26 protein-coding genes are annotated in these 25966 nt (G+C 53.0%); 17 read left to right on the forward strand and 9 right to left on the reverse strand.

From position 1 onward, the window contains the following. Positions 1 to 166 precede the first annotated feature (166 nt). From ACFFJP_RS20780 to hemB, 13 genes are all read left to right on the forward strand, one after another. On the forward strand, positions 167 to 1183 hold the full coding sequence (locus ACFFJP_RS20780; RefSeq protein WP_377248865.1) for a diguanylate cyclase domain-containing protein: 1017 nt from the start codon (positions 167 to 169) through the stop codon (positions 1181 to 1183). A 5-nt stretch (positions 1184 to 1188) separates the two neighbouring features. Beyond that, complete coding sequence (locus tag ACFFJP_RS20785; RefSeq protein ID WP_377248868.1) at positions 1189 to 2274, forward strand: DNA alkylation repair protein; 1086 nt, start codon at positions 1189 to 1191, stop codon at positions 2272 to 2274. A 74-nt stretch (positions 2275 to 2348) separates the two neighbouring features. Further along, positions 2349 to 3116: a bifunctional demethylmenaquinone methyltransferase/2-methoxy-6-polyprenyl-1,4-benzoquinol methylase UbiE gene (gene ubiE / locus ACFFJP_RS20790; RefSeq protein WP_377248871.1), complete on the forward strand. Its 768-nt coding sequence runs from the start codon at positions 2349 to 2351 to the stop codon at positions 3114 to 3116. Positions 3117 to 3127: 11 nt separating this feature from the next. Next, positions 3128 to 3754: a ubiquinone biosynthesis accessory factor UbiJ gene (locus ACFFJP_RS20795; RefSeq protein WP_377248874.1), complete on the forward strand. Its 627-nt coding sequence runs from the start codon at positions 3128 to 3130 to the stop codon at positions 3752 to 3754. Then, positions 3751 to 5379 (forward strand): ubiquinone biosynthesis regulatory protein kinase UbiB, encoded by a 1629-nt coding sequence (gene ubiB, locus ACFFJP_RS20800; RefSeq protein ID WP_377248877.1) that lies wholly within the window; start codon positions 3751 to 3753, stop codon positions 5377 to 5379. Before ACFFJP_RS20795 ends, ubiB begins: the two co-directional genes overlap by 4 nt. Positions 5380 to 5479: 100 nt before the next feature. Further along, positions 5480 to 5785 (forward strand): twin-arginine translocase TatA/TatE family subunit, encoded by a 306-nt coding sequence (gene tatA / locus ACFFJP_RS20805; protein ID WP_377248880.1) that lies wholly within the window; start codon positions 5480 to 5482, stop codon positions 5783 to 5785. Beyond that, positions 5785 to 6270, forward strand: a complete 486-nt coding sequence (tatB, locus tag ACFFJP_RS20810; protein WP_377248883.1) for a Sec-independent protein translocase protein TatB — start codon at positions 5785 to 5787, stop codon at positions 6268 to 6270. Before tatA ends, tatB begins: the two co-directional genes overlap by 1 nt. Next, positions 6248 to 7015 (forward strand): twin-arginine translocase subunit TatC, encoded by a 768-nt coding sequence (tatC, locus tag ACFFJP_RS20815; RefSeq protein WP_377248886.1) that lies wholly within the window; start codon positions 6248 to 6250, stop codon positions 7013 to 7015. Before tatB ends, tatC begins: the two co-directional genes overlap by 23 nt. Positions 7016 to 7028: 13 nt before the next feature. Next, positions 7029 to 7541 (forward strand): hypothetical protein, encoded by a 513-nt coding sequence (locus ACFFJP_RS20820; RefSeq protein ID WP_377248889.1) that lies wholly within the window; start codon positions 7029 to 7031, stop codon positions 7539 to 7541. A gap of 100 nt (positions 7542 to 7641) precedes the next feature. After that, positions 7642 to 8232 carry a hypothetical protein gene (locus tag ACFFJP_RS20825; RefSeq protein ID WP_377248892.1) on the forward strand — a complete coding sequence of 197 codons (591 nt, stop codon included), beginning with the start codon at positions 7642 to 7644 and terminating at the stop codon, positions 8230 to 8232. Continuing rightward, on the forward strand, positions 8222 to 9025 hold the full coding sequence (locus ACFFJP_RS20830) for a TatD family hydrolase (protein WP_377248895.1): 804 nt from the start codon (positions 8222 to 8224) through the stop codon (positions 9023 to 9025). The genes ACFFJP_RS20825 and ACFFJP_RS20830 overlap by 11 nt, the downstream gene beginning before the upstream one ends. Further along, on the forward strand, positions 9018 to 9839 hold the full coding sequence (locus ACFFJP_RS20835) for a GGDEF domain-containing protein (protein WP_377248898.1): 822 nt from the start codon (positions 9018 to 9020) through the stop codon (positions 9837 to 9839). The genes ACFFJP_RS20830 and ACFFJP_RS20835 overlap by 8 nt, the downstream gene beginning before the upstream one ends. Continuing rightward, positions 9823 to 10836: a porphobilinogen synthase gene (hemB, locus tag ACFFJP_RS20840; protein WP_446686834.1), complete on the forward strand. Its 1014-nt coding sequence runs from the start codon at positions 9823 to 9825 to the stop codon at positions 10834 to 10836. Before ACFFJP_RS20835 ends, hemB begins: the two co-directional genes overlap by 17 nt. Positions 10837 to 10900: 64 nt before the next feature. On the opposite strand, the gene gppA is transcribed toward hemB, so the two are convergent. Together gppA and rhlB are read right to left on the reverse strand one after the other, a co-directional pair. Further along, a complete protein-coding gene (gppA, locus tag ACFFJP_RS20845; protein WP_377248901.1) occupies positions 10901 to 12445 on the reverse strand; it encodes a guanosine-5'-triphosphate,3'-diphosphate diphosphatase in 1545 nt (514 codons plus the stop codon). Then, a complete protein-coding gene (gene rhlB, locus ACFFJP_RS20850; RefSeq protein ID WP_377248905.1) occupies positions 12411 to 13697 on the reverse strand; it encodes an ATP-dependent RNA helicase RhlB in 1287 nt (428 codons plus the stop codon). The genes gppA and rhlB overlap by 35 nt, the downstream gene beginning before the upstream one ends. A 162-nt stretch (positions 13698 to 13859) precedes the next feature. Here rhlB and trxA point away from each other — a divergent pair, with 162 nt between their 5' ends. The 4 genes from trxA (at position 13860) to ACFFJP_RS20870 (ending at position 18480) form a co-directional block, all read left to right on the forward strand. Then, entirely contained in the window at positions 13860 to 14186 is a 327-nt protein-coding gene (gene trxA, locus ACFFJP_RS20855) for a thioredoxin TrxA (protein ID WP_377248908.1), read from the forward strand. 192 nt (positions 14187 to 14378) lie between these two features. Beyond that, a complete protein-coding gene (gene rho, locus ACFFJP_RS20860) occupies positions 14379 to 15647 on the forward strand; it encodes a transcription termination factor Rho (protein ID WP_377248911.1) in 1269 nt (422 codons plus the stop codon). Positions 15648 to 15969: 322 nt separating this feature from the next. Beyond that, positions 15970 to 17265 (forward strand): NAD(P)/FAD-dependent oxidoreductase, encoded by a 1296-nt coding sequence (locus ACFFJP_RS20865; protein ID WP_377248914.1) that lies wholly within the window; start codon positions 15970 to 15972, stop codon positions 17263 to 17265. 144 nt (positions 17266 to 17409) lie between these two features. After that, on the forward strand, positions 17410 to 18480 hold the full coding sequence (locus ACFFJP_RS20870) for a DUF3083 family protein (RefSeq protein WP_377248917.1): 1071 nt from the start codon (positions 17410 to 17412) through the stop codon (positions 18478 to 18480). On the opposite strand, the gene thpR is transcribed toward ACFFJP_RS20870, so the two are convergent. The 7 genes from thpR to ACFFJP_RS20905 form a co-directional block, all read right to left on the reverse strand. Further along, complete coding sequence (gene thpR, locus ACFFJP_RS20875; RefSeq protein ID WP_377248920.1) at positions 18477 to 19031, reverse strand: RNA 2',3'-cyclic phosphodiesterase; 555 nt, start codon at positions 19029 to 19031, stop codon at positions 18477 to 18479. The two genes, ACFFJP_RS20870 and thpR, sit on opposite strands and share 4 nt — an antisense overlap. Beyond that, a complete protein-coding gene (locus ACFFJP_RS20880; protein WP_377248923.1) occupies positions 19021 to 19560 on the reverse strand; it encodes an isochorismatase family protein in 540 nt (179 codons plus the stop codon). The genes thpR and ACFFJP_RS20880 overlap by 11 nt, the downstream gene beginning before the upstream one ends. Positions 19561 to 19585: 25 nt before the next feature. After that, positions 19586 to 20647 carry a DUF418 domain-containing protein gene (locus ACFFJP_RS20885; protein ID WP_377248926.1) on the reverse strand — a complete coding sequence of 354 codons (1062 nt, stop codon included), beginning with the start codon at positions 20645 to 20647 and terminating at the stop codon, positions 19586 to 19588. A 164-nt stretch (positions 20648 to 20811) separates the two neighbouring features. After that, positions 20812 to 22128: a thymidine phosphorylase gene (deoA, locus tag ACFFJP_RS20890; RefSeq protein WP_377248929.1), complete on the reverse strand. Its 1317-nt coding sequence runs from the start codon at positions 22126 to 22128 to the stop codon at positions 20812 to 20814. A 9-nt stretch (positions 22129 to 22137) separates the two neighbouring features. Further along, complete coding sequence (locus tag ACFFJP_RS20895) at positions 22138 to 22566, reverse strand: cytidine deaminase (protein WP_377248932.1); 429 nt, start codon at positions 22564 to 22566, stop codon at positions 22138 to 22140. A 94-nt stretch (positions 22567 to 22660) separates the two neighbouring features. After that, positions 22661 to 23857, reverse strand: coding sequence for an MFS transporter (locus ACFFJP_RS20900; RefSeq protein WP_377248935.1), 1197 nt, complete (start codon positions 23855 to 23857; stop codon positions 22661 to 22663). A 192-nt stretch (positions 23858 to 24049) separates the two neighbouring features. Next, positions 24050 to 25939 (reverse strand): methyl-accepting chemotaxis protein, encoded by a 1890-nt coding sequence (locus ACFFJP_RS20905; protein WP_377248938.1) that lies wholly within the window; start codon positions 25937 to 25939, stop codon positions 24050 to 24052. Positions 25940 to 25966 lie beyond the last annotated feature (27 nt).

The raw sequence follows: 25966 nt of genomic DNA on the forward strand, positions 1-25966 counted from the left end.
GTAGGAAACAGATAAAAAACGCTTGGCGGGATCCACTTGTCCCGTTATTTTAAGGATGACAGCGCTGTAATTTCCCCGCAGTGCTTGCGTTGGCATGGCATTTCCGTAACATATCGGCCTTAAGTTACGCTAAGTCTATGCAGTATCCATTGGAGTTTTACTTGGCATGATGTATCAGGATTCAATCGAGCAAGCGAGCGAGAAGGCGGCATTAGCCATAGCCTTCCTGCAGCGGCATCGTTTGGCCGCTCACCCGGTAAACTTCACCGTCGCCTATGAGTATATCAGCGGTGTGATCGCTGAATTATGTCAGGCGATCGAAGACAAGCTCAGCGCCCGTATCCCGTTTGACGACTTCGTCATGACCGAATTGTACAGTAATTACATAGTCCCGACCGGTCGCCAGAACGAGCAGATGATTGCGGCTGTGTATAAGATGGTCAGTACGCTGAATCAGCAATCTGAACAGGCCGGCGAAGCGATCCACGACTATATCGATGTACTGGACCATAGTCTGGTTGCGTTGAAAACTGACACCCCTGTGCAGGCTCGTGACACCATCAGCCGGATCATGAGCGCTACGTACGAACTCAAAGCCACTCAGCAAAAGCTGCGCGACCAACTGGCACAATCCAATGACCAGAGTTATCAGTTACGTGCAGAGTTGGAGCAGCTCAAACGCGAACGTCACGTTGACGCATTAACCGGTTTGTATAACCGGTTAGCGATGCAGGAACACATTGACCAGTGGCTGGCCGAAAATCCACAACGACGGATCGCTGCCATTGCCGTTGATTTAGACCATTTTAAGCAATTCAATCAGGATTATGGCTACAACATCGGTGATGTGATCCTGTCGAAAGTGGCGAAAAAAATCAGTGCCTACGTGCAGGAAAGTGGTCTGCCGGTGCGTGCTGGTGGTGAAGAATTTCTGATCTTGCTGCCCGATGTTGACCTGCGCACAGCCAGTGAAATTGCTGAGCAGGTGCGTCGGGGTGTAGAGAAACTGCGTTTTGTCTCGTCCCGCAGTAAAAAAGCGCTGCCAAAAGTGACGATTTCTTTAGGTGTGGCGTTATACCAAGCACAAGAAAATTGGCACCAGTTTTTGGCGCGCTCCAATCAGGTTCTCAGCATTGCGAAAAAACGCGGCCGCAATCAGGTCGCCACTGAAGCCATGCTGTAAGCACGATGAGTGCACCTCTGCTCAAAGACCTGTTAGACCTGCCGTTACTGCAGCGACTGGCGGCCTCAATACAACAACAGCATGCCGCATTTGACCCTACCCGGTTTATCCACTCTTTATGGGATGCGCAATACGCCGAACAAGGCCTGAAACAACGGGTGCGGCGAATTGCGACCACCTTGTACCACCAGCTTGATTTGCCCTTTGCCGACATCTGCACGCTGTTACAACCGGTCAGTACAGAGATCACCGGCCTGCCCGGCTTTATTTTCCCCGATATCGTTGAGCAGTTTGGCCTTGATGACTTCCCGACATCGATGCAGGCGCTGGCACATTTCACCTGTTATTCCACCGCTGAATTTGCCATCCGGCCATTTTTCCGAGTGTATCCTGCGCAGAGCCTGCAACAATTGCAAATCTGGAGTCAGTCGGCCAATGTGCATCATCGCCGGCTTGCCTCTGAAGGCTGTCGGCCACGTTTGCCCTGGGGCCAGGCTTTGCCGCAGTTTATCGCTGATCCAACGCCGATTATACCGGTGCTGCAGGCGCTGAAGCAGGATCCGGAAGATTATGTGCGGCGCAGTGTTGCCAATAACCTCAACGACATCAGCAAAGATCACCCGGCACTGGTGCTGCAACTGGCCCAGCAATGGCACGGTGCGCACGTGCACACCGACTGGATCCTAAAGCACGCACTGCGTGGTTTACTGAAACAACGCAACAGTGCGGCACTGGCGTTATTCGACTGCGCTCCGCGGCAACTCACTAACGCCACCCTGTCGCTCCAACAGCCAGTGTTAAATTATGGCGAGACGCTGCAATTTAACGCAGCATTGACGCTGGCGGACGGCCCGTCGCCGCTTCGAGTGGAATATGCGATTGATTTTGCGTCAAAAAACGGTGCCAAACGCCACAAAGTATTTCAGTGGATCCAACGGGAGCATGGGCCGGGTTTGCTGTCGCTGCAGAAGTCTTATCGCTTTGCTGATCTAACGACACGTAAGCACTATGCTGGCGCCCATCAACTGCATCTGATCGTCAACGGCGAAATTGTCGTAACACAACAGTTCGATTTGATCCGCGACAATTGATCCACCGCTTTCGGTTGGACTCTGCCCGAGGATCTTTTACACTAGCGCCAACTTCTTCTGGTTAAGGCAATTTCATGTCCGAACAACAGCATTCCGGCAATCAAGACAGTACTCACTTTGGTTTTAAAACTGTTGCGCGCGATGACAAAGTCTCGCTGGTTGCCAACGTATTTCACAGTGTTGCCGCCAAATATGATGTGATGAACGACCTGATGTCATTAGGTATTCACCGGTTGTGGAAACGCTTCACGATCGATTGCAGTGGTGTTCGTCCGGGCCAGAAAGTGCTGGATTTAGCCGGTGGTACCGGTGATCTGACCGCATTGTTTTCCCGCCGGGTTGGTCCGACCGGTCAGGTCGTACTGGCAGATATTAACGAATCGATGCTCAATGTCGGTAAAGACAAACTGCGTGATCTGGGCCTCGTCAACAATATCAGCTATGTACAAGCCAATGCCGAAGCGCTGCCATTTGCCGACAACAGCTTTGACATCATCACCATCGCGTTTGGCCTGCGTAACGTCACTGATAAAGACGCTGCACTGCGCTCGATGTTCCGCGTACTAAAACCTGGTGGCCGGTTACTGGTACTGGAATTTTCCAAACCAACTGAAGCCTGGCTCAGCAAAGTGTATGACGTGTATTCCTTTAAGCTATTGCCGGCGATGGGTCAGCTGGTCGCTAATGACCGCGAATCTTATCAATATTTGGCGGAATCGATCCGGATGCACCCGGATCAGGAAACACTGAAGCAGATGATGGAACAAGCCGGTTTCAGCGAGACCAGCTACCACAATCTGACCGGCGGCATCGTCGCGTTACACCGCGGTTATAAATTCTGACGGAAATCATCATGTTAAAACTGCTGTGGCCCGGCCTGCTCTGTACGCTCGGCGAGAAAGTCCTGAATCCACTGATCAGCATGGATCCGGACGCTTTAATGCGACTACAGCGGCTACAAGGCAAACAATTAGCAGTGTGTTTACGCGGCATCGATATACGGCTGGTGCTGACCGCTCAGCCGAACGGCATCTGGCTGAACAGCCATCAGGAAGTCGTGGATTGTGCCGTAGAAACTGAATTCAGCGCCTTGCAGCAATTGTCAGATCCGAGCCAGCTGACGCGGCTGATCCGCGAAAATAAATTACAAATTGACGGGGACCTGCAGACTTTGCAGCAATTCTCGCAGTTTTTCCAACAGCTGAACCCGGACTGGCAGGAGAAACTATCGGCCTTGTTGGGTGATGCAGTTGCCCACAAAACAGCCCGCGCCATTGCCGCGCTGCAACAGGGCATCCGTAATTATCTGCAACAGGCTGACCAGACCATTCAGGAACTGGCACAGGATGAATTACGTCTGACGCCGGTCGCAGCCGAGGTTCAGCAATTCAGCCGGGAGGTCAGTACTTTGGCTGGCCGTACCGAATTATTACAACGCCAGCTTGCTGGCCTGCTCCCGCAGCTACAGGCGTCCTCATGAGTATCAGTCGTTTTTACCAGATCATTAAAACCTTGCTGCAATACGGCTTAGACGAGCTGATCCCGCAGGCGCGACGGCCCTGGTGGCTGGCACCGCTGCGTACTGCGCTGTTCTGGTTGCGTAACCGTCATCCTGAGCAAAGCCCGGGCATGCGGCTGCGCCTTGCACTGCAAAGCCTCGGGCCGGTTTGGGTCAAATTTGGTCAGATGTTATCAACACGACGTGATTTGTTCCCGCCGGAACTGGCCGACGAACTGGCCAAACTGCAAGATCAAGTGGCACCTTTTGATGGCCACGCAGCTCAGCGCCTGATAGAACAGGCGTTAGGTCTGAATGATATCAATGAGTTGTTCGCTGATTTTGCAATAAAACCACTGGCATCAGCTTCGGTGGCGCAAGTGCACACGGCGCGGCTTCGCCTGCCAGACGGCACAGAGCCGGAAGTAGTGATCAAAGTGATCCGGCCGGACATCCGACAGCAAATTCTGGCAGATCTGGAACTGATGGCCGATTTAGCCATCGCAGCAGCTCGCTTTTTACCGGATGGCAAACGCCTGCGGCCACGGGAAGTCGTCGCCGAGTATCGTAAAACCATTCTGGATGAATTGGATTTACAACGCGAAGCCGCGAACGCCATTCAACTGCGGCGCAATTTCGAGGGCTCTGAGTCGCTGTATATTCCATTTGTGTACAGCGACCACAGCCGGGTTAACGTGATGGTGATGGAGCGGATTTACGGTATTCCGGTCTCAGAAACCGAACGGCTCATCGCCAATGGCACCGACATGGAGTTACTGGCTAAACGCGGCGTTGAAGTCTTTTTCACTCAGGTATTCCGCGACAGTTTTTTCCATGCCGACATGCATCCCGGCAATATTTTTGTCGCCGCGGACAAACCACTGAACCCACAATATATTGGGATCGATTGTGGTATTGTCGGCACCCTGAACCGCGAAGACAAACGTTATCTTGCGGAAAATTTTGTCGCCTTTTTTAATCGCGATTACCGCAAGGTGGCAGAGCTGCACGTCGATTCCGGCTGGGTGCCGGCAGATACGTCGATTGAAGAATTTGAAAGCGCGATCCGGACTGTATGCGAGCCGATTTTCCAAAAGCCACTGGCCGACATATCTTTTGGTCAGGTGCTGATGAATCTGTTTAATACCGCGCGACGCTTCAACATGCAGGTACAACCACAGTTGGTGCTGCTGCAAAAGACCTTGCTGTACATAGAAGGGCTGGGCCGACAGTTGTATCCGCAGCTGGATCTGTGGAAGACCGCAAAGCCATTTCTGGAAAACTGGGTCAAACAGCAAATGGGACCCTGGGCTGTGCTGCGGCAAATTAAAGAGAATCTGCCGTTCTGGGCCGAGAAACTGCCGGAAATGCCGACGCTGCTACATAGTTACCTGCAACAACATCCGCGCTCTCAGCAACAGCTACTAAGCCAATTGCAACAACTGCAGCTCAAGCAGCTGGAACAAGGCAAAAGCCTGAAACTGGTGATTCTGGCGGCAGCTTTTGTCGTCAGCGCGACCATCCTGCTGGCACTCGGCCACTCAGGGTTAGCGCTTGCCGCCTTTGTGGTTGGTTGTATCGGCGCTATCAAAGCGATTTTGTCATAATTTTTTTATAGAATCGGCATCGTTCGCGAAACCGGGCATGGAGTTCGGTTAGACAACAAGCGTATACTGGAACGGTTTTTACTCTGAGGAAGTACATATTATGGGTCTTGGCGGCGTAAGTATTTGGCAATTACTGATTATTCTGGTGATTATTGTGTTGCTGTTTGGCACCAAACGGTTGCGTAACATCGGCAACGATTTGGGTTCTGCCATTCGTGGATTCCGGAGTTCAATTAAAGATTCTGAAGAAAACACTGAACAGGACGCGACATTTCCAGCTGAAGTAAAACGTGATCCGGCAGTGACTGCACAGCCAACTGCCGCGACACAGCCAGCGGCACAACAAACGACTACGCCTGCGCAGCCAGCAGCAGCACCGGTCAATCAGGTTCAAGATAAGCACTGATGAGCTTCTGGGAACTGGTTGTTGTTGGCGTGGTAGCTTTACTGGTGTTAGGGCCAGAAAAGCTGCCGGGCGCAATCCGCTCAGTCACTGGCACTATCCGCTCCATCCGGCAATTTGGCCATCAGATGAAGTCGGAGTTGTCAGACGAGCTGCGTGTGCATGAACTGCATGAAAAACTGCGCCAGGCTGAAGAAAAAGGCTTGCTAGGTTTATCCGCCGACGAAATTAATGCACTGGCGGAATTGCGTCAGGCCGCTGCCGACGTGAACAATCCTTATGGTCAAGGCAACACAACGTCAGCCCCTGAGCTCCCAGCCGGTTTTAGTACTGCGGCACCCGTACAAACTGCAGCGACGCCGGCGCCTGCCCTCGCTGCAGCAGCACCAATAACATCAGTACCGCCATCCGCAGCAACAGCCCCGGCTGCTGCACCTGCCAGCAATAACCACACAGCACAAGTGAATGAGCAAAAAACATCGTCATGACCCCAACAGCCTGATGGGGCACCTGATTGAACTGCGTAACCGCCTGCTGAAATCTATTGCTGCGGTGGTATTGCTGTTTTTAAGTCTGGCCTATTTCGCCAACGACATTTATCACATGCTGGCACTGCCACTGCTGGCGTCTTTGCCCAAAGGCACCACCATGATCGCCACCGGCGTGGCATCCACTTTTTTCGTGCCTTTTAAACTGACTTTTATCGTCGCTTTTGTGCTCGCGATCCCTTATGTGTTGTATCAAATCTGGAGTTTTGTCGCGCCGGCTTTATACAACAAAGAAAAACACTTGATAGCGCCATTGATTGTTTCGTCGACATTGTTATTTTATGCCGGCATTTCTTTTGCGTACTTCTTTGTATTTCCTTTGGTTTTTGGCTTTTTTACCAGCGTCACGCCGGAAGGTGTGGTCAATGCGCCCGATATCAGTACCTATCTCGATTTTGTCCTGCAGATGTTCTTCGCCTTTGGCCTCAGTTTTGAAATTCCGGTCGCGATGTTGCTGCTGATCTGGTCCGGAGTGATGGACAGAGCAACACTGATAGAAAAACGGCCTTATTTCATCGTGATTGCCTTTGTCATCGCGATGTTTCTGACGCCGCCAGACGTATTGTCACAGACCTTGCTTGCCGTCCCAATGTGTATTTTGTACGAAATTGGCATCTGGCTGGGCCGGTTTTATGAAAGACCTGCCGATCCTGAAGACGAACAGCCAGAAGAGAAAACTGAATAACAGGAGTCTGTGCATGCGTTGTTTTACCGCATTTGTTGCTGTTTGCAGTTTGAGTATTGCCGCGAATGCAACGGCTGGCTCACTGCAGCAGTGTCGCGCCATTACTGACTCAGCAGCACGGTTATTATGTTACGACCAGTTAGTCGACGCCGCAGCCGAGCCAACCAGTGCCGCAGCAGTCGCACCCACAGTGCCAGTGTCGCCAGCAGTGACAACGTCAGAAGCCGCGCCGGTTGCTGCATCAGTATCGGTACAAAACCGCGATGAAGCTTTGTTTGGCACCAGTGGCGAAACTATTGAGTCTGCCATTGCTGATTTGACCGTGCAGGTCAAAGCTGTGGCACAGGACTCACGCCAAAAATTACTGCTGACGATGAGTAATGGTCAGCGCTGGTTACAACTGGACCAGGCTTTCCTGAAAGTCAGTGCAGGTGACAGCTGCGTCATTAGCAGTGGTGTGTTTGGTTCCTTTACACTGAAATGTCAGCAGGGCCGCAAAGCAATCAAAGTAAAACGGCTGCAATAACGCTGTTTCAGCCCAATCGGCATGCTGATTGACCGTTCGAACCTGACGATAAAAAATAAAGATTGCGGATCTGACACGCAACAACAAGACGGGAGTAGATATGCGCCACATGTGGTTAATCACTGGTTTGATGGTCGGCACTGCCCAGGCGCAGAGCACTGATCTCAATGCACAGATGCAACACTGTCTGGCGATGTCCCAGGATCAGGCCCGTCTGCAATGTTATGATCAACTGGCTCGTAGCCTGAATACTTTAGCTGCTGTGCCTGCTGTGCCTGCTGTGCCTGCTGTGCCTGCTGTGCCTGCTGTGCCTGCTGTGCCTGCTGTGCCTGCTGTGCCTGCTGTGCCTGCTGTGCCTGCTGTGCCTGCTGTGCCTGCTGTGCCTGCTGTGCCTGCTGTGCCTGCAACAGTAACCCCGGCAGCAGATCCTGTCGATAGTTTTGGCCTGGAAAACCGCGCACCGGAACAACAAGTGGACGACTTACGTCTCGAAGTGAAATCAGTGCGGCTCACAAAAAAAGGCCGTGCCGAAATCACCATGCAAAATGGTCAAATCTGGTTACAAAGCGACGATAGCCGTTTGGATATCAAAGCCGGTGACGTTTGTACTATTGAGCGCGCCATGTTGGGTTCTTTCCTGCTGAATAATGGCCGCAGCAACCGCAAGATCCGGGTGCGTCGTGTCGACTGACCCTGCTCGCTGGTTTGATGCTGGCGTTAATCTGTTCAGTGCACAGTTTGATGCCGATCGCCAGCAAGTCGTCATGCAGGCACAACAGGACGGTGTTAATGAGCTGCTGCTGATCAGCAGTGACCTCAGCGAAACCCTTGATAATGTCCAATTCTGCCGGCAACAAACCGGCTGTTACACCACCGCCGGTGTGCACCCGCATCAGGCCGACCACGTCAGCGCAGATTGGCTGATACAGCTGGAACAACAACTGCAGCAACCTAATGTGGTTGCAGTTGGCGAATGCGGGTTGGATTTTAACCGGATGTTCTCTGAAAAAGCGCAGCAGCTTCGCGTGTTTTCTGCCCAACTTTCTCTTGCCAAACAACAGCGAAAAGCGGTTTACTTACATGAACGTGACGCTTTTGCCGACCAGATCGCTCTGCTGCAGTCGCACCAAATCAACCATGGCATTGCCCATTGTTTTACCGGTGATGAAACTGAGTTGCGCGCCTATCTGGACCTCGGTTTATACATCGGCATTACCGGCTGGCTGTGTGACGAACGCCGGGGTCAGTCGTTGCAACAAGCGTTGAACTATGTGCCGCTGGACCGCTTGGTCCTGGAAACGGATGCACCTTATTTGTTACCGCGCAATTTGACCGACAAACCGAAGAACAGGCGCAATGAACCAGCCTTTTTGCCCGCTATCGGCGCAAAAGTCGCCGCGTTGCTGCAGCTGGAACTCAGTGCTGTTGCAACAGCCAGCCGGCAGAACGCCCTGCAGCTGTTTGGGATAAACGCCGATGCCTGATTTCCAGCCTGTACTTTTTTTCTTCAGCCCACTGTTACAGTTTCCGTGGTTATTCATCTTTGTCACCAGTCTGAGTATCAGCATCGGCGCTGCGCTCTGCGCTTTAGTGGTCTATCGCAAGCAATTGATCTGGCAGCGCGAAACAGCTGAACGATTAGAAGACAGTATTCAGTCCCGCACCCTGGAGTTACAGGTGGCGCTAACCGAACTGGGTGAGAAAAACCGCGCGCTGGAAGAACAGAACACGCTGGATGCGCTCAGCGGCGTGCGCAACCGCGCGTATTTTGACAAAAAAATCCAAGCAGAAATGAAGCGTAGCCGGCGGGAACAACGCCCGCTGGCATTGGTGATGCTGGATATTGACCACTTCAAACAAATTAACGACCAACATGGTCATCTGGCCGGTGATGCGGTGATCCGTGGGGTCGCACAGCGTATTCAGTCTTTACTGAAGCGGTCCAGTGACCATGTCTGCCGCTACGGTGGCGAAGAATTCGCGCTGATCCTGCCAAATACTGATGCCGACGGCGTGGTGGCATTGGCCGAGCAGATCCGTCAGAGCATCGCCGATACGCCGTTTGATACGGAGATTGGCGCGCTGAGTGTCCGGATCAGCGCAGGTTGTTATGCCGCCATCGCCGAATCTGCTATGGTCAGCAGCAATTATATTCAGGCCGCCGACGAAGCGCTGTATCGCGCCAAACATGGCGGGCGCAATCAGGTTCAACTGACGCCGGCGCCATCAGCAGAAACAGCCGCCGGACAGCCTGTGACCGAACCAACCGAAGGAACTGCGGATGAATCCGAACTCTAGTTATTTCCCTGCCGGCCGTCTGCGCCGGATGCGTGCCGACGATTTCAGCCGCCGGCTGATGGCCGAACACCAACTCACTGTCAACGATCTGATTTACCCGATGTTTATTATCGATGGTGACAATAGACGCGAAACCATCGCGTCGATGCCTGGCATTGAGCGCATGACGCTGGACCTGTTGTTGCTTGAAGCGCGTGAACTGGCAGATTTGGGTATTCCGGCTATCGCCATTTTCCCGGTCACCGCTGCAGATAAAAAATCGCTGGCCGCAGAAGAAGCCTGGAACCCGGAAGGTTTAGCACAACGCGCAGTGCGCTTGCTGAAACAGCACGTGCCGGAGCTCGGCATCATCACCGACATCGCACTCGACCCGTTCACCACACACGGTCAGGACGGCATTATCGACGACAAAGGTTATGTGTTGAACGATATCACCACCGATGCATTGGTCAAACAGGCGCTGTCACACGCGGCGGCTGGCGCCGACATCGTCGCACCTTCAGATATGATGGATGGCCGCATTGGCGCCATTCGCGAAGCGTTGGAAGCTGAAGGTTATGTCAACACGCGCATCATGGCGTATTCAGCCAAATATGCATCAAGCTACTACGGTCCATTCCGTGATGCTGTAGGCTCGGCCGGCAATTTAAAAGGTGGCAATAAAAAGACTTACCAGATGGACCCTGCCAACAGCAATGAAGCGTTACGTGAAGTGGCGATGGATCTGGAAGAAGGCGCCGACATGGTGATGGTCAAGCCAGGCATGCCTTACCTGGATATTGTCCGTCGGGTCAAAGACGAGTTTGGCGTACCCACTTTTGCTTATCAGGTCAGCGGTGAATATGCGATGCATGTCGCGGCGATTCAAAATGGCTGGCTGGCAGAAAAGCCGGTGGTGATGGAATCGCTGCTGGCGTTTAAACGCGCTGGCGCAGACGGCATCCTGACTTATTTCGCGAAAAAAGTGGCGACTTGGCTGAAAGAGCAATCGGTCTGAGCGTCACACTGTCCATAAATAAAAAAGGCCGCAATTGCGGCCTTTTTTATTTATGGACAAGTCATCAACGTACCTGCAGCTGCCAGCCGGCGGCTTGCTGGTAAGCGACTTCCTGCTCCAGCTCGGCCCGCATTAACGGATGTTGTTCCAGCCAGCCTTTTGGCAACGCCACCAATAACACCTCGGCCTGTGCACTGATCTGCACTTCCGGCAGCGCCTCATGCTTACGCCGCATCGACAGAATGACGGCCAGACGCAGCAGCCGGGTCAGCCTTACCGCCAACAACACCGACGTCATCGTCTGCTTGGCAATAATGTCACGCTGAATATCGGCACGGTGATTAAATACCAGTGCCATCAGCAGTTGTTGCTGCGCACGGGTAAAACCAGGCAATTCGGTATGGCTGATAATATATGCACCATGATGATGGTGATTTTTGTATTCGATGAGTAAGCCCAGCTCGTGCAGCAACGCGCCTGCCCGCAGCATACTCAGGCCTTCGAATTTAGCGAGGTTCCATTGATCCTGCAGTTGATGCGCCAGTTGCAGCGCCATTTCTGCGACACGGTTGGCGTGTTGCTGGTCGATGTAATAGCGCACCATCAGACTGGCAATAGTGCGATTACGAACGTCGGTATGCTGTAACTGTGGCAACATGCCGTACAGAATGCCTTCGCGCAGCGCACCGCCGGACAGCGTCATACCAGGAATATGTAACTGCCGGAACAGGCCAATCAGGATCGACAACCCGGACGCAAACACTTGTTTGCGCTCCTGCGCCAGGCCGACGATATCGAGCTTATCGATCTGACCACAGGCAATGCTCTGCTGCATGATGGTTTCCAGCCGCGTCAGCGTGATGACTTCATCCATGCCCTGACCGACCAGAATTTCCTGCATCGCCTGCACAGTGCCGGAAGCGCCAACTGACAACTGCCAGCCAGTCCCGAGAAATAAAGCGGCGACGCCTATGGTTTCAGCTTCTGCGGCGGCAATTGCCGCATTAAAGTTGTCTTCGCTGAGTAAACCGTCGCTGAAATATCGATCGAGATAAGTGACACAGCCCATATGCAGGCTGGCCAGATGCAGCGGAGAAAAGCCGTGGCCGATCACCATCTCGGTTGATGCACCGCCGATATCAATCACCAGCCGGTTACTGTCTGAACTGGATGTATGGGCCACACCAAGGTAAATCAGTCGCGCTTCTTCTTCGCCGGAAATGACTTCGATGCGGTGGCCGAGGATTTTCTCAGCTTCGGTCAGGAAAACTTTGACGTTGTGAGCGAGGCGTAACGTCGCAGTGCCGACGATACGGATATTATTTGATGGAATGTCCTGCAACCGTTCGGCGAACAGCGCCAGGCATTCCCAGCCACGGGTCATGGCTTTTTTACTGAGGACCAGATTGTCATTCAGGCCACTGGCCAGACGCACTTTGCGTTTGACGCGGCCAATCACCTGCACACTGCCACCAACAACTTTCACCATCAACATGTGAAAGCTGTTGGAGCCGAGATCAATCACAGCATAAATATCCTGATGCTGTGTAGAACCCGGCAGCACAAAGCCGGTATCAACGAGGTCGGGTGCGAGCTGGTCTTGGTCCATTCGAACTTCCACGGCCACCACTACGATTTTGACCTGGTCTTGGCTGGCCCATCCGGCGCCGTACGCGCGCCTTTGGTACCACTAAATCGGTCAATAACGCACTGGCATCGTATTGAGTAACAGCGATTGAGTGTTTGATATAGTCTTCAATGGCAGTCAGATTCAGCGCATAACGTTCGCAGGCAAAACTGATCGCTTTGCCGCTCTCGCCGGCGCGGCCAGTCCGGCCAATCCGGTGCACGTAATCTTCACAGTCATCCGGCAGGTCAAAGTTAAACACATGGCTGACTTTTGGAATATGCAGACCACGCGCCGCAACATCTGTTGCTACCAGAATATCCAGCTTGCCACTGGTGAAGTCGTCGAGAATTTTCAGCCGTTTTTTCTGAATAACATCACCGGTCAGCATGCCAACCCGGTGGCCATCGGCTTCCAGCCAGGCAAAAATATCTTCGCACCAGTGTTTGGTATTGGCGAACACAATGGCTTTATCCGGCCACTCTTCTTCCATCAGGGATAACAACAATGGGATTTTGTGTTCGCTCGAAGGATAGAAAAGCTCTTCGCTGATACGGCTACCGGTCATTTGTTCCGGCGCGATGTGAATATGTTCCGGTTGGTTCATCTGTTCAAACGCCAGTTCCTGCACTTTATAAGACAAAGTGGCAGAAAACAGCAGGCTCAACCGCTCTGTGGCAGGTGGCATGCGGCGGAACATAAAGCGGATGTCTTTGATAAAACCCAGATCGAACATACGATCGGCCTCATCAAGCACCACAACCTGGATTTGCGACAGGTCATACAGACCTTGTTTCAGGTAATCAATGAGCCGGCCTGTGGTACCGATCAGAATGTCAGCACCTTTTTCCAGCATCTGGCGTTGAGAATCGTAACCCTCGCCCCCATAAATCAGAGCAAGCTTAAAACCGGCACTTTTTGCCAGCGCTTCTGCGTCGTTGTGAATTTGTACGGCCAGTTCACGGGTCGGCGCCATAATAATAGCGCGCGGCTGACCTGAACCTTTTGGCTCATGGTTCAGTAAATAGTGAAAAGTCGCGGTCAGAAAGGCCAGGGTTTTCCCGGTACCGGTCTGAGCTTGTCCGGCGATGTCTTTGCCCGCTAATGCTAAAGGCAAAGTTTGCGCCTGGATCGGCGTACAATATTGATAACCTTGCGCACTCAGTGCATCAAGGATCTGAGGCGCCAGCGCGAAGTCGGCGAACTTATGTGTAGTGAGATGTGTTTTATTCATAGCCACTAAGCATAACCGTTGCGCTTGCAATAAGGAACAGTCCGGATAAAATTGAAGCGAGTTTTTTAACAGGTATTTCAGGCCTTGCCGACGATGCGGCCAGGTCCGGTTTAATGGCAACACAGCCGTGCAGATAACGGCCCTGCCCCAGCGGAGATAGTAATGAGCGACAAAATTTTACAAGTGACCGACGACAGCTTTGAAGCGGACGTGTTAAAGGCAGCAGGCCCGGTTCTGGTTGATTTCTGGGCTGAATGGTGTGGTCCTTGCAAAATGATCGCGCCAATCCTGCATGACGTAGCTGAGGAATATGCCGGCAAAGTGACTGTGGCGAAAGTGAATATCGACCACAATCCGGATACACCACCGAAATTCCAGATCCGCGGCATTCCTACATTGTTGTTGTTCAAGAACGGTCAGGTTGCGGCGACCAAAGTCGGCGCTCTGTCAAAAACTCAATTAAAAGAGTTCCTTGACAGCAACATCTAATATCGGTTGCAGAAAAGGCGTATTTTTTATACGCCTTTTTTTTGTTTGAACTAGACGACCAAAACTTATCCTGCTAAGGTGTGATCCAGCAACTTTTCTAAAACCCGCTTGCTCGTTGACCAATCCAAACCCTTACTGCATTTGCTCAGCGAAAAGCTTTCTTTCCGTTTTGATACACAAGAATCCATCAATATGCATTTAACCGAACTGAAACTGAAGCCGATTAACGAGCTGGTTGATCTGGCTGAGTCCATGGGCCTCGAAAACATGGCCCGTCTGCGCAAGCAGGACATCATTTTCGCCATTCTAAAATCTCACGCCAAAAACGGCGAAGAAATCTACGGCGATGGTGTTGTGGAAATTCTGTCCGACGGCTTTGGTTTCCTGCGTTCTTCTGATAGTTCTTACCTGGCAGGTCCGGACGACATCTATGTGTCGCCGAGTCAAATTCGCCGCTTTAACCTGCGTACCGGCGACAGCATTTCAGGCCTGATCCGCCCGCCAAAAGAAGGCGAACGTTATTTTGCCTTGCTGAAAGTAAACGAAGTTAACTTCGGCCGGCCGGAACAAGCGCGCAACAAAATTCTGTTTGAAAACTTAACGCCATTACATGCCAATTCCCGTCTGCGGATGGAACGTGGTAACGGCAGTAAAGAAGATATCACTGCCCGGGTACTGGATTTGGCCTCGCCAATCGGTCGCGGTCAGCGTGGTTTGATCGTTGCTCCGCCAAAAGCCGGTAAAACCATTCTGCTGCAAAATATCGCTCAGTCGATTGCATCGAATTACCCGGAGTGTGTGTTGATGGTACTGCTGATCGACGAGCGTCCGGAAGAAGTCACCGAGATGCAACGGATGGTCAAAGGTGAAGTAGTCGCGTCCACCTTCGACGAACCAGCCAGCCGCCACGTCCAGGTTGCTGAAATGGTGATCGAAAAGGCCAAACGCCTGGTCGAACATAAAAAAGACGTGATCATTTTACTCGACTCCATTACCCGTCTGGCACGTGCTTACAACACTGTGATCCCAAGTTCAGGCAAAGTGCTGACCGGTGGTGTCGATGCCAACGCGTTGCATAAACCAAAACGTTTCTTCGGTGCAGCCCGTAACGTCGAAGAAGGCGGCAGTCTGACCATTATCGCCACCGCGCTGGTCGATACCGGTTCAAAAATGGACGAAGTGATTTACGAAGAATTTAAAGGCACAGGTAACATGGAATTGCACCTGTCGCGCAAAATCGCTGAACGCCGTGTATTCCCTGCCATCGATTTCAACCGTTCTGGCACCCGCCGTGAAGAACTGCTGGCGTCGTCAGAAGAGCTGCAAAAAATGTGGATCCTGCGCAAAATTCTCAATCCGATGGATGAGACCGATTGCATGGAATTCCTCATCGACCGGCTGCAAATGACCAAAACCAACGACGAGTTCTTCGATTCGATGAAACGGGCGAAAAACAGTTAATCCCGAAACCGGCCCTCGAGCCGGTTTTTTTATAACCAAGGACGGTTGGTATGGCGAAAACGGGATCTCAGCAAGCCAACCTTTTGGCTTGCTGCCGTTTGAACGCCAGTCAGTCTGTGGCGAAACCATCAGGGATGGTGGAAAATAAACAATATCTTGCTGTCTCTGATGTTGGGCTGCCTGGGCAGATCAGGTATAGCAGGATTAAGCCGTAGAGACCCGGTGGTATCTGCGCCGTTGTCAGTTGTAGGAGTTGGGCCTACCACTGTCAGCGTACAAGACAAAAATCTTGTATCTCGATAACAAACAAAGGTTAGGAAAAATGGCAATTCCCCGTATTCTCGTTATTGGCGGCGGCGCAGGTGGGCTTGAACTAGCTACCAGTTTGGGTAATAAACTCGGCAAATCAGGCCGGGCAGCAGTGACCCTGGTCGACCGCAATCCGACTCATATCTGGAAACCGCTACTACATGAAGTGGCGACCGGTACACTAGATGTCGATATTGATCAAATTACTTATCGTGCGCACGCCAGTGCCCATCATTTTGAGTTCCAGTTGGGGACTATGACGGGACTGGACCGAGATCAGCGTCAGGTCATTCTGGCACCGCTGACCGATGAACAAGGCGAAGAAGTATTAGCTGAACGCCGTGTTGGCTACGATTATCTGGTCCTCGCCATTGGCAGTATTTCCAATCACTTCAATACCCCAGGTATCGCCGAACACTGTATTTTCCTCGATAGTCCTGCCCAGGCAAATCGCTTTCAACGACGTTTGCTCGAAGCCTATATCAAACTGAATTCACCGCAACATCCAAAAGAAAACCTGAATATCGCTATTGTTGGCGCAGGCGCCACCGGCGTGGAACTGTCGGCAGAGCTACACCATGCCGCCCGTGAACTGAATCAGTACGGTTTTAATGAGATGAAACGCGACCGGCTGAAAATTACGGTGGTAGAAGCAGGTCCGCGTATTCTGCCGGCTCTGCCTGAGCGGATCGCCGCCGCCGCGCATCAGGAACTGGTCAAACTCGGCGTGGATGTTCGGGTGGCGACCAAGGTCACAGCAGCGACGGAAGATGGCCTGCAACTGGGTGACGAATTCCTGCCTGCAGAACTGATGGTCTGGGCAGCAGGTATTAAAGCGCCGGATTTCCTGAAGGACTTAGCTGGCCTTGAAAACAACCGGCTAAACCAGTTACTGGTATTGCCGACCTTACAAACCACCCGCGACAGCCAGATTTATGTGATTGGTGATGCGGCGGGCTGCCCGTTACCGGACAACAAATGGGTACCACCGCGCGCCCAATCGGCACACCAGATGGCATCACATGTGTTGAAAAACCTGATGGCGGCGCTGAATGGCAAACCGCAAACTGACTACCAGTATAAAGACCACGGTTCGCTGATTTCGCTCAGCCGTTTTGGTACTGTCGGTAGTCTGATGGGCAATCTGGTTGGCGGCGCGATGATGATTGAAGGGCGCATTGCCCGAATGGCGTACATCTCGTTATACCGCATGCATCAGGTGGCGTTACATGGCTGGCTACGTACTATTGCCATTTCGGTGATAGGCCGGATCAACAAGATTATCCGCCCTCGGCTGAAACTGCACTAGAACTGGCGTACTCAGAGCAAACAGGGACCTATTCGGTCCCTGTTTTTTCTCACACTCTTACTAAAGCTTGCGCTAAGACAACTTCCTGTTCCGAAAAACTTCCTACACTGTGCGCCGAATCCTGATACCTAACACGGAGCCGTTATGCACTCTTCTTTGCACAAAGTTTATATTCCGCAAACCGCCAAAGATAATCAGTATCTGTTGGCCGAACTGCAGGTCAGCGAAGCCTTACTGGCACAATATGACGATCAGGCCAGTTGCTACAACGACCTTGGCCAGTTGTTTTTCACACTGTGCCAACAAGCAGGTTTGCGCCACGTAAGCTTTATTGCCAACGACAAATTGCCGGTGGTGCGTTACCACACGGAAGCCTTCAGCTTTCAGACCCAAGACCAAATCCTGTTTTTTTACAATCCACGTTATCACGAAGCGCAGCACAGTTTTATCGACCCCTATCACCGCGCCCGCAAAATCAGTTTGTTGTTTCTGGCCACTGGCAGCGAGATCCGACCGCAGGCAGCGGCGTTCCATCAGCAGGTGGTGCAGGTCGTTCAGCAATTCCGCCAGCGTTTGCCATTGCCTGACCAGACGATGAAGCTGCGTGACCATCAGCATTTGTCTTATGATTTATTTGCCCGGCAAAAAGGCTGTAACGACAGCTACGGCTACAAATTACGCGATCTGGAAAAACGCTACGAAGCGCGTGACGTGGCCATTCCGTCGTCACATCAAACGATGAATTACGCCATCGTTAGTCTGCCATTTAGCCGTAAAATCAAAGAAGTATTGGGCGTGGACCCGGAGCAAATGCCTCCTTGGTCGGGATTATTTGTCCGGATGGAGCATCTGCTGACAGAAGCCGCCAATGCCAACCAACTGCGGCATGTTGCCCTGGTCGCTGACGGGACTTTACCGCTGGTGCGCAACAGTCATTTAGATAAAGCCCGCGCCGGTCGCGAGCTGCGGATGCTGAATTTTGATTTAACCAGTCCAATGCTGCAGCTACAAAGCCATTGGCAACCTGATGTGTTACCAGACACGGTACATCTGGTATTTGCCGCTGGCCGGGATGACAGTTCTGAATGGGGCTACGGCCATTTTATGAATCAAGTCGAAACTGCATTAAGACAGCTATGCCGCAACCTGGCATTGCAAGGCGATACCGACGACTGTGTGATCCGTTTCCACCAGCATCTGAGCTATTTACTCTAGTCAGCCAGTAGCGGCAAAGACGCCAACACCGGGTAACGTACACCGGCTGGCGTTGAGACGGACTGATACAAGTGCAGCTCAGATGGCTGCACTTGCAATGCCGGCACTGTCAAAGGCGATTGCGGTAATTGTTTCGCACCTCGCGCCAGTGTCAGATGAGGGTGCAGCGAATGCTGCGCCGGTGGATATCCAGCACCGGCTGCTGCTTGCGTGATACAGGCGTCCAGATCCCGTAATGCCGGATCTAGAATATCCCCTGCCAAGCACAGTACCCGTGGACCCGGCCAACACAACAATTGCTCCAACCTTACCGAAAAAACCGGCAATGATGCAGCGCTAAGCTGGGCCCAAAGCTGACGAGCCTGTGTCTCGCTGCTTTGCCCTAAAAACCTCAAGGTCAGATGCAGGTTCTCTGCCGGTACCGGTTTCAGTTCCGCCGGCAACAGCGCCAGCACAGCCGCAATTTGCAGCTGTTGCGCCGGACTTAAAGCCACGCCAACGAAAAGCCGGCAGTCGCCGCCAGGCCAGTCGAATCTATTATCAGCCGACAAATACTACCTCTGCCGCCGGTACAGGCCGGATCGGGACACCAAAACTACGTACTGCAGCCAGCGTCGCATTATGATGGGCACGGATACTGGCCGCGGCTAAATGCGGTTTATCGTGCGTCGTATGGCTGTCTGCCACTAAATCGATGGCATAACCATGCGCAGCGGCACTGCGGACCGTCGTATCGACACAAAATTCGCTGGCATAACCGGCGATGACTAACCGGTTAATCTGACGCTGTTGCAGCAATTGATGCAGATCGGTACGTAAGAATGAATCCGGCGTGGTTTTACGTACCAGTAAGTCACCCTGAGACAGCTGCAGCCCTTCGACCAGTTGCCAACCCGCGCTTTGATAGGCCAGCACAGAATCCGGCGCTTCGTGGCAAACGAATATCACCGGTCGCTGTGCCTGATGGGCGGCTTGGTAGAGTAACTGCAAACGTTGCAACACAGCGGCATAATCGTCCGGTAGCCGATCCGCCAATAACCCCTGTTGCATATCGATAATAACCAGTGCAGTCGCGTCCAATATTGTACTCCTGTGCCTTGCCGCTTTATGCAGATCTGGTGGCGCCGGCGACTTTTCGCAAGCACCATTCCAATGGTCCGCTTTGAAAATGCCGCCGATGCCAGACTGAAAATAACCCAAACAATATAAAGTAAGCGCAGGCGCTGCCTACTGCCAGCGGCAAAGACGTCTGCTGCAACAGCCCCAGCGCATCCAGTATGCCAAGCCCTAACAGAATGTGTGTCAGGTACAAGGTCAGCGCCAACCTGCCTAGATGCTCAAGCTGTTGCACCAGTGGGTGGCTGGCATACACACTCGCCACTTTCACTGCCAACACCAGCCAGATCAGCGTCGAGCCCATGGCAGAACACATATATAAAGGTAAAGGTGGCATTGGAGACATTTGTCCCAGCCAGACCGACCACAGCGGATCAGTACAGAATCGCGCCAGTGTTTCAGCAAGCAGACAGAGGCCCGCTCCCGCCAATAACAGGCGCCATTGCACTGCGCTATGTTGCCAGTTCAACCGGCCCAGCCACAACCCGAGCAGTAAAAACGAGAACCAGGGCAATATCGGATGAAACCCATTCAGCCATAAATTGCGCCAGAACCCAGCCCATGACCAGAATTCCGGGTAAGTCAGACTAGGCCAGTGCCAGCCGGCGTTGTAATCGACACCAAGCCAAAGCGCGAGCGGAAACGCCAGCACCACCATCAATGCCAGCCCCAGCAGCAGACTACCGCGCCAAAACAGTAGCAAACTGGCGAGCGCCAACATAACCCCATAATAATGCAGAATATCGGCTGGCCAGACCGTGACAAACCCAAGTCCAACGAGAAACAAAAATGCAGCCCGCCGCCGCACTTGTCGCCGCACTTGCTGTTGTAATTCGACTGAGCCCCGCAGCCGCGCTGTGGCACTGAGCAAGCTCAGCCCGATCCCTGCCAGCGTGACAAATACCGCCGCCGCGCGACCATCGAGTAGGTCCAGTCCAAATCCGCTGTCCGGGACAGCACCGCTGAGCATCGCGACCTTAAAATTCACCAGCACCATCACCAGCATGGCAATGGCTCGAGCCAGATCAAAACCTGCAATCCGTTGTGACATTCAAATACTCCGTTGTTGCGCCGCGCACAGCATGCAACAACGCAGGATCTGCCAACAGCAGGAAAGTGTCAGCATGGCAGGCGAAAATGCTACAAAGTTTTACCGGGGCCGGGTTTCAGGTAAAAAAAAGCCCGGTCATAAACCGGGCTTCATCTGCGTTTGTGTTAATCAATCACTTTATGCACAATCGGCTGCAAACTTACCGCGTTGTCACTGAAACTCAGCGCCGCCAGATATTCCGCAGAGGCTTTGGCCGCCGCTTCAACAGAAGCCGCATGCACTCGCGCCAACACATCACCGGCGGCAACTTTCGAACCAAGCGCCTGCACGTCACTGAAGCCGACCACGGGGTCAATCACTTGTGCCGGGTGGGCACGGCCACCACCTAAACGCACCACTGCCATACCGACTGCAGTGGTATCGCTGGCCGCCAGATAACCGGCATGTGGTGCGACGATATCCTGCACCACCGGCGCTTTGCCGAGATACAGCTGCGGTTTTTCCAGCAAATCGGCCGGCCCGCCCATCGCAGCAACCATTTTCGCGAAAATCTCCGCGGCTTTGCCTGAAGTTAAGCTGTGCTCCAGTGCAGCCACCGCACTAGCTTTGTCGGCAAACAAGCCAGCCAGTTGCAGCATGCTGGCGCCGAGTTCCAGCGTGACCTGATGCAGCCGTGGTTCGCGGTATTTACCAGTCAGATAATCCAGTGTTTCCAGCACTTCCAGCACGTTACCGGCAGTGCTGCCCAGACATTCGTTCATATCGGTCAGCAGTGCCTGCGTCGGTACGCCGGCACCTTTGGCGGTATTGACGATACTCTGCGCCAGCGCCGATGCATCGTCGATATTTTTCATAATGGCGCCGGAGCCGATTTTGACGTCCATCGTCAGCACATCCAGGCCCGCCGCCAGCTTTTTCGATAAAATCGACGCGGTGATCAGCGGAATAGATTCAACTGTCGCAGTCACGTCACGAATCAGGTACAGCCGGCGATCGGCCGGAGCCAGCTCGCCACTTTGGCCGACAATGACACAGCCCAAGCGCGCCACTTCACGCTGAATCGTCGCTAGAGGCTGCGTGCAGCTATAGCCCGGAATAGTTTCCAGTTTATCGACGGTACCACCGGTATGACCGAGGCCGCGGCCGGCAATCATCGGTACATAGCCACCACAGGCGGCAATCATCGGCGCCAGCATCAGGCTGACTTTGTCACCAACACCACCGGTGGAATGTTTGTCGACCACCGGGCCATTCAGTTTGCCCTGCCAGTTCAGCACGGCGCCGGAATCGCGCATCGCGCGGGTCAGCGCAACGGTTTCTTCGGTGGCCATGCCGTTTAAATAAATCGCCATGGCAAGCGCCGCCGTTTGGCCTTCGCTGAAACTGTTGTCGGTCAGCCCTGTGACAAACTGCTGAATAGCCGCTTCCGGCAGCTTGCCGCCATTACGTTTTAACTTGATGATTTCCTGCGGTAAATACATAAAGAGTCCTTAAGATTTAACCTTGGTACTGGCCGCCAGATAAGTCGGCGTGAAGGCATCAGGCAGCAATTCGGCGAGAGTCCAGCTTTGCAGTGCACCTAAGTGGTTGCAGCTGGCGACCGGGCTGTCCGGCGTAAAGAATTCAGCAATGACCTGACGGCAAATACCACAAGGTGGTGTCAGTTTGTCTTGCGGGGTGTAGACGACTAAAGCGGCAAACTGGCGTTCACCGGCGACGACAGCAGCGGCGATGGCGTTGCGTTCAGCACAGGTCGTGCCGCCATAAGAAGCATTTTCGACATTACAGCCAGTATAAATGCGGCCTGAGCTGGCCAGGATGGCAACGCCAACCGGGAAATGACTATAAGGCGCGTAGGCCTGATCCGATGCAGCTTTTGCCTGTAATTGCAGTTGTGCCCAATCGATAGTTGTATTCATCCTCAATCTCACAGGATAGTTCGGGCAGCATGTTATGCGCTTAAAAGCCCCAACAATCAAGAGGCTCGTGGCGAAAACATCATCAGTTGCTAATTTAATGTACGATTTTTGTAGAATTAGATGGCTGGACTGCCGGCATTGCCAGCCGACTAAACCACCAGACCGAGGCCAATAACCAGACCGCCAGCAGCGGTAGCATCCAGAAGGCCTGGCCAATACCAGCTTGTTGTGCCCACAGGCCAGTTCCGAGGCCCGCCAACTGACAACCCAGCGAACCGGCGATATTCGATAAGCCTGACAGGACCGGGCCGTTATCAGCATCCAGATCCATCGCCGTTGATAACAACAGCGGATAGACGCCGCCAAGGCCAAGCCCTAATAACAAATTACCCAGCGCCAGTGCCGTCGCGCTATCCATGGTTTTTACCAGCAATGCGCCGCTGACCATTAACAACACCAGCACCCGAAGCAGCTTTTTACTGCCGAGCAGCGGAATAAACCAGGCAAAACCCAGGCGGCTAATCACCATCCCGGCAGTGAAAAAGGCGAATATGAGCCGGGCCTGTTCAGTATCAAAAGGTAATGCCGCACTGGCATAACTGACAAACCAGTTGCCATTGCCCCACTCAACGGCACCATAACCAAACATGGCAAAAGCCAGCGCCCAGAATACTGGTTTTTTCAGCACCACCCGATACGACAGGCTACGCCGTACCGTGTCAGAGTGGCCGGCCAGTTCCAACTGCTGCCGGGATAACCAGAACGCATAACCCGCCAACCCGACTAAACTGAGCGCCATCAACCGCACCGGCCAGCGCCAGTCTTCCTGCCACCAGTACAACACCACAACCAGAAAAGGCGCTGCCAGCGTGCCGAGGCTAAACATAAAGTCCATCAGCCCCATCATTTTGGCGCGTTTATTCGCGTGCAGCCGCGCAATCAGTGTATGACCAATGGTAAACATCACTGAGGCAATCAAACCAAATAAGAAGATGCCGGCAAACAGCTGCCAGCGTTGCTGTAGCATCGAGATGCTAAACAGAATGACGGTTTCAAGCAGCGCCAGCACGGCAAACAAGCGCAGAAATTCGAACTTCTGCACATATTTACCGCCGATAAAAGCGCCGCTAATGGTACCCAGCGCCATCGTCATGAAAAACCAGCCGCTTTGCGCCGGATCCAGCTTCAGTTCACGGCTCAGATCCGGCAGCAGAATGCCCCACAGGATGATCAAAATCCCCAGCAGGAAAAAGCCACCAAAAATCATGGCTGTGGGGTGAAAACGTGACATAAGGCGAACTCCGGACTGAATGACCATGCGGCTGCACCTGGTTATTATACTGATGTAAGCGCTTTACCGGCAGCGCTTACCAAGAAAACAGTCCGGGTTCACCAACTTTCGTAATTGCCAGCCGCCTAAGATCGCAGCAACGGTTTCGCTCCGTGTACCAGCCGCAAGCCCGGCGCGAAACCGTTCGAATCATTACACCTTAAATTTCAGCACCATGGCTTCGAGCTGATCAAATTGCTGTTGCAAGGCCTGGCATTCCTGCAAAGTAGCCTGCAGATTCTGCTGACCTTGTGCGGACAAGGCGCTGATCTGGTGAATATCGTGATCAAGCGAGTGGATCACGCTGTTCTGTTGCTCAGTTGCATCGGCCACTGCATGGTTAGCGCCATCAATGGCGTGAATCGCCTGATTGACCTGCTGCATCCGTTCGCCGGCTTCACTGGCGAGTGCCACGCTGCGGCCCGAATCGGCGATGCTGGCTTTCATCACGCTCACTGCGCTGGCCGAACCAGCCTGTAACTGCGCAATGATAGTTTGCACCTGTTGCGTCGATTGCTGGGTGCGCTGTGCCAGTTGTCGCACTTCGTCAGCAACCACAGCAAAACCACGGCCGGCATCGCCGGCGCGCGCCGCTTCAATCGCAGCATTCAGCGCCAATAAATTGGTTTGCTCTGACACACCGCGGATCACTTCCAGCACCTGACCAATACTGGCGGTGTATTGCTCCAGACTATCCATCGTTTGTTGCGCTTCTGCCATTTTGGCCGCCAAAGCTTCAATCGCCTGAATATTCTGGTTCAGTACCTGCTGACTTTGTGCTGCGGTGTGATTGGCAGCACTGGCTAGCTCAGACGCCTGACCGGCATTGCCGGAAATACCGGCCGCGCTGGATGACAACTCATTAATGGCGGTCGCCACACTGTCCGTGCGTTGCACTTGCTCGCTGTACATCTGCATACTGGACTGCGTTTGTTGCAACAAACTGTGGATGGACTGATCGAGACTTTCCGTTGTGGTTTTGACCTGGCGGATCGAGCCATGGATTTTGTCGACAAACTGGTTAAATGCATGCGACAAACGGCCAAATTCATCGTTATTCTGCACCGTCAGCCGGCGGGTTAAATCACCTTCGCCCTGAGCAATATCTTCAATCGCCTGATTCAGCACCACCATTGGCCGCATCAGCACCTGCAATAGGAATTTCATTAAGGCGACAATCGCCAATACACCTAACACGATGTACAGCAGCGCCATATTGCGGAATGAATCTACCGAGGCATACACCAGCTGCGGGTCGACCACCACACCGATATACCAGTTGACGTTGTTGATGCCAGTCACCGGAATAAAAGACACCAGCCGTTCCTGCCCGGCAATGGTGACCTCGGCAAAGTCTTTTTCCAGTGGCAAGGCTTTACCGAAATACTCGGCCATCAGTTTATCGTTTTGCTGTTTCTCCGGATGGCTGAGGATCCGGCCTTGTTCGTCCAGCAAAATGGCAAAACCAAAGCCTAAAAAGTCGGTTTCATTGACAATACGACTGACGGTCTGCATGTCGATATCGCCACCAGCAACGCCAATAAACTGGCCATTGCGTTGCATTGGCACTACGGCGGTTAACGTCAGGTCATTGGTCGTGACATCGACATAAGGCGTGGTAAAGGCGGTATCGCGTTTTTGCTCGCCGAGTTGATACCAGGGCCGTCCAGTCGGGTCATAATCAGCCGGCAGCTGTACGGTCGGGTCATCGAGTAAAAAGGTGCGGTCAGCGGTGCCGATGTAAACGTTCTTAAAGTCGCCGGCGCTACGCGCATCCTGTAATCGACGGATAGTGGTGGCTTTGTCGTCGCTGGTTTGATGCCCTTCGGCCACCGCTTTGACAATTTGCAGCCGCGCATTGAGCCAGTTTGAGATATTGCGGGACACTGACTCCGACACTTCGGTCAGCACAGCTTCGAGCTGGTCATGGGTCTGACCCCGTAGCAGCACAAAATTATTGATGGTAAACAAACCCAACACTGTGACCAGTAGCAGCGAAGCCGCCAGCGTGACTTTAGTGGTGAACTTAAATGTCTGAAACATAGGTACGCCTTTGTTTTTATGTCGGTT

It is taken from the genome of Rheinheimera tilapiae, assembly GCF_042432165.1.
GTDB classification, from domain to species: domain Bacteria; phylum Pseudomonadota; class Gammaproteobacteria; order Enterobacterales; family Alteromonadaceae; genus Pararheinheimera; species Pararheinheimera tilapiae.